The 12,592-nt window shown below is 34.3% G+C and carries 4 protein-coding genes; 1 reads left to right on the plus strand and 3 read right to left on the minus strand.

Annotation, left to right across the window (positions count from 1 at the left end; genetic code table 11):
- The 3 genes from NLG42_RS20500 to NLG42_RS20510 all read right to left on the minus strand — a co-directional run bounded on the left by NLG42_RS20500 (position 1) and on the right by NLG42_RS20510 (position 5,744).
- A complete protein-coding gene (locus NLG42_RS20500) occupies positions 1–3,546 on the minus strand; it encodes a SusC/RagA family TonB-linked outer membrane protein (protein ID WP_257682179.1) in 3,546 nt (1,181 codons plus the stop codon).
- 285 nt (positions 3,547–3,831) lie between these two features.
- A complete protein-coding gene (locus NLG42_RS20505; protein WP_257682180.1) occupies positions 3,832–5,007 on the minus strand; it encodes a FecR family protein in 1,176 nt (391 codons plus the stop codon).
- Between the two features lie 200 nt (positions 5,008–5,207).
- Positions 5,208–5,744 (minus strand): sigma-70 family RNA polymerase sigma factor, encoded by a 537-nt coding sequence (locus NLG42_RS20510; protein WP_089056098.1) that lies wholly within the window; start codon positions 5,742–5,744, stop codon positions 5,208–5,210.
- A 761-nt stretch (positions 5,745–6,505) separates the two neighbouring features.
- Here NLG42_RS20510 and NLG42_RS20515 point away from each other — a divergent pair.
- Positions 6,506–12,589, plus strand: coding sequence for an MBG domain-containing protein (locus tag NLG42_RS20515; protein WP_257682181.1), 6,084 nt, complete (start codon positions 6,506–6,508; stop codon positions 12,587–12,589).
- Positions 12,590–12,592 lie beyond the last annotated feature (3 nt).

Consider the following 12,592-nt stretch of genomic DNA (forward strand, 5'->3'; position numbering starts at 1 on the left):
TTAAAATTTTAAAGTAAGGTTAAAACCAATGTTTCTAGTTGAAGGAAGTGAACCTCCAGAATAACCTGAAGATAAATTACCTGCACTAACTCCACTCTCTGGATCTGCATCAGGAAGATTTTTACTGATTATCCATAAATTAGATCCAATTAATGAAACTCTTAAATCAGTCAATTTCATTTTAGACACAAACTGCGACGGGAATGTATAGCCAAGACTTACTTCTCTCAATTTAACATAACTTGCATCATAAATATAGGCGCTTTCTGGATTGGCTTTATAGCCGTAAATACTTCCTGCAACTTCTGGACGCGGTGTTCTAGTCGTATTTGGTGTACCATCTTTATTCACTCCAGGAAGTATAAGTCCACCGCCATTTGCAAGTGTATTTCTTATTGGATTTCCTAATTCATTATATCCTGCCGTCGATTCGTATAAACCTGTATGCTGACCATATGCCTGATCTAGAGAGTAAAGATCACCACCATGCTGCACATCGATTAAGAAACCAAACGAAACTTGCTTGTAGGTAAATTTATTACGAAGTCCACCAATCCAATCAGGAGTAATATTTCCAATAACATTGTTTGTTGTAGTTGTCATTACATAAAGACCATTCTCTGTAACTTTTTGTCCGTCTGCGGCATACACATAGTCTTTACCAACTATATCTCCATAAGGATGACCAACTTTTGCAACTATACCAATTCCTTGAAATCCACCTATTGAAAGAGTTTCAATTCCTGATGCTAATGACACAAGTGTATTCTCATTTTTAGACCAGTTTACAAAAATATCCCAATTAAAATCCTTTGTTTGTATTGGAGTCACATTAAACTGCACCTCGATACCTTTGTTTTCAACTGACCCTGCATTTACATATCTTGAAGAGTTACCAGTTGCAGTAGAATAATCTACAGGAAATATCTGATCATTACTTAAACTCTTATAAACACTCACGTCAAATCCAACTCTTTTGTGTAAAAACTGCATTTCTAAACCAAGCTCTTGAGAGGTAGTTTTAACAGGGCGCAAATCAGGATTATTACTTCTATTTGGTATTGAGTAAATTTGATTTGAACCAAATGGATTACTTTTATCATAAACATCATTTAATGAATACAAATCAATATTTCCTTGCGGATTCTCTGCATAACTTGCTCTTAACTTTCCAAAAGACAACCAATCTGCTTTAACATGATTTGTAAAAACATAACTCGCAGAAGTAGAGAATGTATTTAATGAGTTATTCCCTTTTGGTAAAGTAGAAAATGCATCATTTCGAACAGTTCCTTCTAAATACAAGAAATCTTTATATCCTAAAGAAACAGAAGCGTAAGAACTGTTTACGGCCGAATTATTCTCTGTTTCTAACGGAAACGGTGAAGGGTTTACTGAATTTGATAATGCAAAAATATCTGGAATAATTAATCCTCCATCAGTTGAAGCAAGAGTTGAATTACTTTTTGTTCTCAAAGTATTTACCCCTGCCAAAGCATTAACAGAAAAGTCATCTCCAATTTTTTTATTAAAAGTTAGGATAAACTGATAGTTTTGCTCAGAAAACGAACCAACATATTTTTGGTATCCTGAAGGAACATTTGCTCTGCTTAAACCAAATGATCCATTGATAGATCCTGTAGCTTTTCTTTCTTCACGTAACTCTGAGTAACTATCAATACTTGCTTTTCCAGAAGCTGATAACCAATCTGTAAATTTGTAATCCAATTGTCCATAACCAATAAAACGGTTTCTTTCATCAGATTGGTAATTTTTATATCGAGTAAAGTATGGATTATCCATAGTTTTTGGAGCCGTATTTCCATTAGCAGGATCTCCCATAAGCCAAGATATATTTTGTCCTCCTGAATTTTCAAAAACCTCTTTTTGTGATTTAAGGTCAGCATTTGTACCCCACCACTGACGAAACCAACCTGTAATATTATCTCCTGTGTATCCAGAACTATTTCTACCAATTGTACTTTGTGTCATATAATTTGCAAAAACACTTGTAGATAATTTATCTGTAAACTTGTGATTTAACTTTATACTTGCATTGTTTTTCTTTAATTCACTATTTGGCAAAATACCAGTCTCTTTAAAATTATTGTAATTTAAAATAAAGTTGGTTTTGTCATTAGCGTCTTCAAGAGATACTGAATTATTGAATGTTGTAGCGGTTTGAAAAAACGAAATTGGACCATTTTTAGCTGCCTGCCATGGTGATTTCTGTCCGTATTTTGAAGAATATGGGCTATATGATTCCCATGTATAAACAGAAAGATTTGGATCAAAAGCCACACCATAAGAAGCGTCATCAGTTGTAGTTACAACTTGATTACCATTTTTATCTATCGTAAAAAAGGCTCCTGTTGGTCCTACTGGAACTCCTTTTGGATTACCTGCTGCATCATAACTTGGGCCGTAACCTTGTCCGTATTTATTTTGGTAAACAGGAAAAGTTTTCTTGTCAACAGAACCCACACTAAATTCACTTGAAATAGTAATTCCCATACCTTTCGTAGCTTTACCTTTTTTGGTGCTGATCATGATTACACCATTACCTGCCTGCCATCCATATAAAGCAGAAGCCGCAGCTCCTTTTAACACGTTTATCGACTCGATATCATCCGGATTAATATCCATAGCCGCATTACCATAGTCATAAGTATTTCTTGCTCCTTGCGAAGCTGTACTTGAATTTACTGTTGAATTATTAATAGGAATACCATCAATTACAATAAGCATTTGATTGTTTCCTGTAAGACTTTTTACTCCTCTTGAAATTACATTTGTAGAACCTCCGAAGTTTGTATTTTTTCTTATATACACCCCTGCAGCTTTTCCAGAAAGATCATTAAGAAAGTTCCCGCTTGCAATTCCTGCCGTTAAATCGGTTCCTTTAACTTCTTGCGAAGCATAACCTAGTGCTTTTTTCTCTCTCTTTATGCCTAAAGCCGTTACCACAATATTATCCAGTTCTGTAGTATTCTCCTTTAATTGTACATTTACAACTACTGAGCTCGCTGGTTTTTCTTGCGATACCATTCCGATATAACTAAATTCTAGTATGGCATTATTATTTGCTACTTCTATAACAAATTTACCATTGAAGTCAGTTTGAGTGCTGTTCTTAGTTCCTTTTTCAGTAACATTTGCCCCAGGTATAGGTATTCCCGCAAAGTCAGTCACTGTTCCTGTTATCTTAACTTTTTGCAAAACCGAAACAACACTTTTAGGCTTTTCTTTAATAATTACGGTGTTATTTTTACCTATTACAATATCTATGTTTGCATTTGCAAGACTCTGTTTTAAAAGATCATTAGTTTTTATAGTACCTTTTTTTAAAGTTACCAAAGGAAGTCCTTTAAAAATACCCTCTTCATAAAAAAACTTATAATCTGTTTGATCCATAATCAAGTCGAAAACTTCATCAATAGACATTTTTTTATTCTCTTTCACCTCAATTTTTGATTGTTGTGACAAAACATTTTCGGGAGTCAGGGCAAAAAGTGTTGTGCAAAATAAGAAGATGAATGTTCGCATAATATTCATTAATAGCCCCTTTCTAAAGTAAAAATGGGGATGCTTAAAATTAATTTTCATAAATTTGTCATTATTTTTTAGTTAAAAATTTTAATTAATTGATAATTTGATAAGGGGATAGAGTTAGTACTTTGGTCGGTTAAACTCTATCCTTCTTTTTTTACTTCATAGGCGATATTTTTATTTTGGTTATAATTAGTTAGTAATTTGATTTTATTATTTTCTTCTTTATTCTATTCAAAAACATGCTCTTTTTTAGATAATTAATACTCGTATCTAAAGGTTTTATTTGATCATTAAAGTTTTGTTTTTAATTTCATAACTGTCAATTGTAGTCGATTTCATGATCGAAAGAATCTCTTCAAGAGATTGTTTTTTATCAAGACTTCCTTTAAACTGTACATTTTCAAGATTTTTATTTACAAAAAACACGTCGACATCATACCATCTTGATATTACTTTCATAATTTCTTTCAGCGGTTTTCCTTTAAAACTAAAGACACCGTCTTTCCAAGATATTTCATTATTGGCATCCACGGTTTTAATTATCGAAGTGTTATTTTTAAGATCTAGATTTAGTTGCTGATTCGGAATTAATCGTAATTTTTTATTCCCTGTTTCAACATTCACTTTTCCATTTACCAGCGTCGTATAAATATTAGATTCGTCGTTATACGCTTTTATATTAAACTCAGTTCCAACAACCTCAACTTTCTGATTCTTGTTATAAACCTGAAAATGAGCTCCTTTATGTTCGGTACTTTTTGACACCTCAAAATAGGCTTCACCATACACCAATTCTACATCTCTTGATGCTCCTTCGATAAATGCTACAGGGAATTTTAATTGAGAGGCCGAATTCAACCACACTTTTGTGCCATCTGATAATTTTATAACAAATTGACCGCCTCTAGGAATTGTTAAATAATTATAAACCAGTTTTGATGGATTTTGTTTACTGTCTTTATAAATAATCTCGCCGCCATTAATGTGCGCATTTTGAGTTTTAATTGGAGTTCCTTTTTCTAATGCTATCTTCGAACCATCACCTAAAGTCAAAGTTGCTTTATCCGTTCCTGGTTTAATATTTTCAATATCATTCTTTACAACAACTGCAGGAATTTCAGTTGACTTGTTAAATATTTTATCCTTGTATAAAAAAGTTACAGCCAGCAAACTTGTCACCACAGCGGCGGCGGCGTATTTAAACAAAGGTTTTTTACTTAATCTAAAAACAGGTTTTTTATTCTTTTCTTGATACTTAGCTTCTAATTTTTCCCATGCTTTTTCTGTATCAATTTCTGAATAGGAGTCAATTTTATCTACTAATTTTTTAATCTTAATTTCTTTTACGACCGAATTTTCTTTTGCAAATTCTTTTAATTCTAGTCTCTCAGAATCGGTTAAGACCTTTAATTTTTTCTTGATTAGCAGTTTGGAAATTTGAAAAATATCTATCATCCTATTGTTGATTTATTATAGAACAACTGATATCCCAAAAGGTAGTATTGAAAAATTACTTTTTTTTCAAAAATTTTAAAAAAAATAATTTTCATTTAATATTCTGATTCATTTGTATCCTTTAATTAAGAGATTAAATCCTTCTTAGTAAACTAATTAAGACCTAAAAAAACTTTTGAAATAAGTAGTTTTAAAAAACATTAAACCAATAAAAAATAAATTATTGATTCTAAATCTCTAAACTGATCTCTTAGTATTTTATACGATTGGCTTTTTAATGTTTTAACCGTTTGAAGTTGTATTCCTAATTCTTCTGCAATTTCAGCATTCTTGAGTCCTTTAAGACTTAGCTTTATAATTTCTTTTTTTCTATCAGGTAAAATCTCAATTGCCTTATACAGTTGACACACTATATCTTCTTCAAGAATTTGCTTTAAGAACAAATCATCATCTTCCAAAGACTTAATAGTATTTTCAGCATATTTATTTTTTACAAGATTATGCTTAATAACATTATAACATTTATTACGAACGGCCTTGTATAGAAAAACTTTTAAATGCAGCTCATCTTGAAATGCATTCTCTTTTTCCCATATACCTATAAAAATATCCTGAACCAAATCCTCACATTCATCAATGCTCAGAAAGCGATTTGCAAACTGAACAAGTGATCTATAGTATTGATCAAATATTTTCCTAATATAAAGTTCGCTGGTATTATTTTCTTCCGTAACCAATGCTTATTCTTCAATAATTGATTATAATTAGGCAAATTAAATAAATTTAATTTAATATTTCCTAATTAAATAGCGTAATCATATCAAGTGAAGACATTGATTAATATTGATTAGAATGAAACAGCTCTATTTATCTTACAATTACTTTAGATATAAAAATATTTGTTTCTCCTAGTAAGATATTAGAAGATTTTTTATTCCTATTTATTTTTAAAGAAAAAGCTCCATTGTGAATGCAAGATTTCAAATCTATTACAGCACTTTTACAAAACATTCTAGAAAACGATAAAATTAAAAGAATAGACTTTCCTTATAGACCAAAGTATAAAAACTTTACCTCATTTTTTCTTGATAGTTTTACTATTAAATCCTATTTTCAACTAAAACACTAATATACTATCAGTTACACATAAAAATGTCCCCCATTTGTCCCCCCTTTATTTTTCTTAAAAAACCTATTTAAGACTAGTTTTGTGATCTTGTTATAGGCATAAAAACCATAAAGGTTTCTGAATTATTATAGAATATATAAATGGAGTTGTAAAGTCTTTTTATTTCTGTTCATCTTACTATTTTATTGATTATAAAAATTTACTGCCACAATAAAAACACGTAGAACTACCCGATATTTAAGAATTTATTTACAATAATTTAGCTTATCATTAAAACTAAACCTCATTTTTAATTTAAACTAAATCTTTAATCATTAACACAAACTGATTTTAATAATAAAACATGAAAACCTCAAACACCGTTATAATATGAAAAAAAATTACTTTCTACTCTTTTTATTATTATTTACGAAGCTGCTTTTTGCACAAACATCAATAGAAGCATTTGAAACGGAATCAGTTGGTTCTACCAGCTTTACAGATAATGGAGTTATTTTTAACATTATTTCTCATAGCAGCAAATTTGCAATAGCAAATTTCGCTGGTGCAGGCTGGAATGGAACAGCAAGCGACAACCAATACATAGACAATACTGCATCTGTGGGGACAAACGCCTCTTTTAGCATTAAAACAACTTCAAATTTATTTAAAACCAATCGATTTTGGATTCTTCTAGCTAATAATTCAGTAAATCTAATAGTCTCAGGCTCTTTAACAATAACTGGAAAATTGAACGGTATAACTAAATTTACACAGACTAAAACCACTGGTTTTAATACTAGTTTTGGTACTGATAATGGCAATACTTTAATAGATTTAACCAATTTAAATGGTCAAAACTATTCTAATATTGTAATAGATGAGCTTCAAATTACAACTGGAGGAGCATATACCTATGCTGCACTTGATGCTTTTACCTGGGTAAAAGATAGTGGTATTATATTACCATGTTTGACCTTTTCAGGTCAGCCTTCTAACAGTAGAATTTGTGCTGGTTCTAATACTACTTTTTCTGCTTCAGCAAGTGATGCCAGCAGCTATCAATGGCAGGTAAATACAGGATCTGGATTTACCAACGTCTCAAATGGTGGACCTTATTCTGGTGCTGCAACACAAACACTTATCATAAGTGGTGCAATTCCTGAAATGAACGGATATCAATATCGGGTGGTTGCATCGGGATCATGCGGACCAAGTGCAACATCGAGTACAGCAGCTTTAAATGTTGATTCTGCTCCTGCAATAACGGCACAACCAAACGTGAGTACAATTTGCACAGGAGCCAATACTACTTTTTCAGTCTCTGCATCAAATGCAACAGCATATCAATGGCAGGTAGATCAAGGAGCTGGATTTACCAACGTCTCAAATGGTGCACCTTATTCTGGTGCTACTACGGCTACTCTAACTATTACTGGCGCAACAGCCGCAATGAATGGATATGTTTATAGAGTTGTGGCAACAGGATTATGCAGCCCCGCTGCTACTTCTAGTCCTGCTCCATTAACTTTTTATTCTGCTCCTGCAATAACGGCACAACCAAACTTGAGTACAATTTGCACAGGATCCAATACTACTTTTTCAGTCTCTGCATCAAATGCAGCAGCATATCAATGGCAGCTAGATCAAGGAGCTGGATTTATCAACGTCTCAAATAGTGGACCTTATTCTGGTGCTACTACGGCTACTCTAACTATTACTGGCGCAACAGCCGCAATGAATGGATATGTTTATAGAGCTGTCGTAACAGGAATATGTACTCCTAATGCAGTTTCAAGTAATGCTAAACTGACTGTTAACCCTAATCCTAGTATTATAACACAGCCAACTTCTATTAATGGAGGTATTTGTGCAGGAGCCAATACTACTTTTTCAGTCTCTGCATCAAATGCAACAGCATATCAATGGCAGGTAGATCAAGGAGCTGGATTTAACAACGTCTCAAATGGCGCACCTTATTCTGGTGCTACTACAGCTACTCTAACTATTACTGGCGCAACAGCCGCAATGAATGGATATATTTATAGAGCTGTGGCAACAGGCATATGCAGCCCCAATGCTACTTCTAATGCTGCTGCATTATATGTTAATTCTGCTCCTGCAATAACAGCACAACCAGGCAATAGTGCAATTTGCACAGGAACCAATACTACTTTTACAGTCTCTGCATCAAATGCAACAGCATATCAATGGCAGGTAGATCAAGGAGCTGGATTTAACAACGTCTCTAACGGCGCACCTTATTCTGGTGCTACTACAGCTACTCTAACTATTACTGGCGCAACAACCGCAATGAATGGATACATTTATAGAGCTGTGGTAACAGGATTATGTACTCCTAATGCCGTTTCAAGTAATGCTAAACTGACTGTTATCCCTAATCCTAGTATTATAACACAACCAACTTCTAGTCAAGGAGGTATTTGTGCAGGAACCAATACTACTTATTCAGTCTCTGCATCAAATGTAATATTCTATCAATGGCAGGTAGATACTGGTTTTGGGTTTACCGACGTCACAAATACTGCACCGTATTCTGGCGCTAATACGTCTACTCTAACTATCACTGGCACAACAGCCGAAATGAATGGATATACTTACAGAGCTGTGGCAGTAGGAACATGTAATCTTGCTGCTGTTTCAAATAATGTTATATTAGCTGTTAATCATATTAATGTAGCGCTAACAAAAGTTGATGTAAAATGTTACGGAGATTTAACTGGACAAGCAACGGCAACTGCAACTAATGGAACTGGATCCTATACCTATTCTTGGTCACCTTCGGGAGGAACTGCTGCTACAGCATCTGGATTAGCTGCTGGAACTTACACTGTAACAGTTACAGATGGAAACAAATGTGAAACCAAAGAAAGTATTACCATTACACAGCCAGCATCTGGCCTTTCAGCCACTACAGCATCAACTGGAGTAAGTTGTTTTGGCGGATCTAATGGTACTGCAAGTGTTAATGTATCAGGAGGAAGCCCTGGCTACTTTTATTCATGGGCACCATTAGGCGGTGTAACACAATCTATTTCGGGCAGACCTGCTGGAGATTATACGTGTACAATTACAGATGCTAATGGTTGTACTTTAGTTAAAACTGTTGAAATTAAAGGCCCTGCAGCATTATCTGGGACATATACAAAAACTGATGTTTCGTGCAACGGAGGATCAAATGGTTTTGCAACTGTAACTGCAACTGGAGGAGTTGGAGGATATAAGTACTCTTGGTCACCTACTGGTGGAAGTGCTCGTACAGCATCAGGGCTTGCTCAGGGAACTTATACTGTTACAATTACAGACGCTAATTTATGTTCTACTACTATTACTGTAACAATAGATCAGCCAGATCTTTTAGACGCAACTACATCACAAACTAATGTTCTTTGTAATGGAGGCGCAACTGGTACAGCAACAGTAACAGCTTCAGGAGGAAAACCAAATTCATATACTTATATATGGTCTCCAACTGGTGGGACTGCCGCTACAGCTACTGGGCTTGCTACTGGAAACTACAGCTGTTTAATTACAGATGGTAACGGTTGTTTTATTACAAAAACTTTTAATATCACTGAGCCCGCCGCAGCTTTATCGGCTACAACAAGCCAAATAAATGCAACTTGTTCAACAGGCGGTCAGGCTTCTGTGTCTCCTAACGGTGGTACTCTTCCATATTCTTACTCATGGTCAAATGGTGCCACTACACAAATTGTAACTGGTTTAGCAGCAGGAAATCACAGTGCTGTAGTTACAGATGCAAATGGATGTAAAATAACTAAAGTCTTTAATATTACTACAACCAACACATTAACTGCTGTAACAAGTCAAAGTAATATTTTATGTAATGGCGCTAACACAGGTTCTGCTTCGGTAATTCCATCTGGAGCACCAGGTCCTTTTACTTACGTTTGGGCGCCATCTGGCGGAAATAACGCTACTGCAAACAAACTTACAGCAGGTAATTATTCTGTAACAATAACTGCCGCAAATGGTTGTTCTATTGTAAAAACCTTTACTATTACAGAACCTTCTGCTTTAGTAGTTACACCATCTCAAACTAATTTAATATGCAACGGTGCAGCTACAGGATCTGCCTCTGTAGATGTTACAGGCGGAACTGGTTCTTATACATATAATTGGGCTCCTGCTGGAGGCACTGCCAAAACAGCAACAAGACTTACTGCTGGTACCTATACCGTAACTATTACTGATGCTAATTTATGTGAAACCACACAATCATTTACAATTACAGAACCTAACCCTATTAAGATAACTATTAATTCTAAAAATGTTAGTTGTAATGGAGAATCTAACGGATCTGCAACGGCAGCCGTAATTGGAGGAACCGGCACATATACTTATGCATGGTCACCATCTGGCGGTACTGCAGCAACTGCATCAGGACTTAGTCCAGGAAATTATAGCGTTACGGTTACTGATGCTAATAATTGTACAACAACTGAAAGTGTCTTAATAACAGAACCAAATACATTAACTGCTTCTATTGGAGCTCAAATTGACGCTTCTTGCAATGGATCTAACAACGGATCGGCAACTGTAGCCGTATCAGGAGGTTTTGGTACCTATACATACTCATGGTCACCATCTGGAGGTACTGCTGCAACAGCAACAGGTCTTAGTCCGGGAACTTATACAGCAACAGTAACGGATACAAACAATTGTACCGCAAAACAAAGTTTTACAATTGGAGAACCTACAGCATTAAAAGTTACAAGTACTCAACAAAATGTTACTTGTTATAACGGTAATAACGGAGAGGCAAATGTTACGATTTCAGGAGGAATTGCTCCCTATTCTTATAAATGGAGTAACTCTGACAGTACGACTAAAACGGCACAAAATCTTGTAAAAGGTGACTATGTTTGTACCATAACAGATAGTAATAATTGCAGTATAAATCAGAATTTTACAATTACAGAACCTGCAGCATTAAAAGTTACAAGTACTCAAAAAAATGTTACTTGTTATAATGGTGATAATGGAGAAGCAAGTGTTACGATTTCAGGAGGAATTGCTCCCTATTCTTATAAATGGAGTAACTCTGACAATACGAATCAAACGGCACAAAATCTTGTAAAAGGTGATTATGTTTGTACCATAACAGATAGCAACAATTGTAGTGTAAATCAGAATTTTACAATTACACAGCCTTCAAATCCAATAGGTTTAATTACCTCTATCCCAACTGAGTTTACTACTTCTAGTGTTACTCTAACCGTAAATGCCAGTCAAAATGGAATTGATGGTGATCTAGGTGAATGTACTTCAGAAATAGGAATTGTATTCGCTGCTGCTTCTAATCCTAAAATCACTGATTCTAAAATTATTTTAGGCAGTAATCCTGGAACATTTACAAAAACTGTAGAAGGCTTGTTAGTAAACACAGTATATTATGTTCGAGCCTACGCTGTTGGTAAATTTGGCTATGTAAACTACGGAAATGAAATAAGTTTTACCACTCAAAAAAATATTCTAAAAGTTGTAGCTGCTCCGGATCAAACAAAAGTATATGGAAGCGCAGAACCAAAACTAACTTACGTGGCAACTGGATTTGCTAATGGAGATAACAACTCAATTATTACAGGTTTACTTTCTAGAACTGCAGGTGAAAACACCGGAAACTATCCTATAACAATTGGAAGTTTAAGTGCAGGATCGAACTATACAATTGATTTTAAAACTTCTGATTTTAAAATTACTAAAGCAAATCAGGTAATTGAGTGGAATCAAGAATTGGATTTTGGATGCAACACGACAGACCAAGTACAACTTACGGCTTCTTCAGATAGCGGACTTCCAGTATCTTACGAAATCGAAAATTCATCAATTGCCAATATTCAAGGTGATGTCTTAAAAATTAATCGTGCTGGAACAACATCAATCAAAGTTTCTCAAGAAGGAGATCAAAATCACAATCCAGCTGTACAAATTACAAAATTGATCGAAGTAGATCAGTCTGGAAATATAAGCCAATATTGGGAGGATACTTTGTTATTTGATAATTCAGATAAAAACTATTCAGCATTTCAATGGTATAAAAACGGAGTACTTATTCCAGGAGCAAACAGTCAGTATTATAGCGAAAAACCTCTAAAAGGTATTTATTCCGTACAAGCTAAAGATAAAGATGGAAATGTTATCAAATTCTGTCCATTGACAATTGATGGGCAAACTTTTTCAAAAGCTATCAAACTTTATCCTAATCCAGTTCAAAGCTTAAGAGAATTAACTATTGAATCTGACTATTCAGCAGAAGAATTAAAAGACTCACGTATTAATATTTTTGACTTATCTGGAAAATTAGTAACTACAATAAATAATGTTAGTCCAAAGGTGATTGTTACGGCACCTTCATCATCGGGAATTTATGTAGTCGTTTTGTCATTGGCAAACGGTCAGCATAAAACAATTAATTTATTGGTACGTTAAAAA

It is taken from the genome of Flavobacterium plurextorum (assembly GCF_024638035.1).
Lineage (GTDB): Bacteria > Bacteroidota > Bacteroidia > Flavobacteriales > Flavobacteriaceae > Flavobacterium > Flavobacterium plurextorum.

Coding starts and splice junctions, on each gene's coding strand:
- NLG42_RS20500 (WP_257682179.1), bottom strand. CDS start 3,546: ATGCGAACATTCATCTTCTTATTTTGCACAACACTTTTTGCCCTGACT.
- NLG42_RS20505 (WP_257682180.1), bottom strand. CDS start 5,007: ATGATAGATATTTTTCAAATTTCCAAACTGCTAATCAAGAAAAAATTA.
- NLG42_RS20515 (WP_257682181.1), top strand. CDS start 6,506: ATGAAAAAAAATTACTTTCTACTCTTTTTATTATTATTTACGAAGCTG.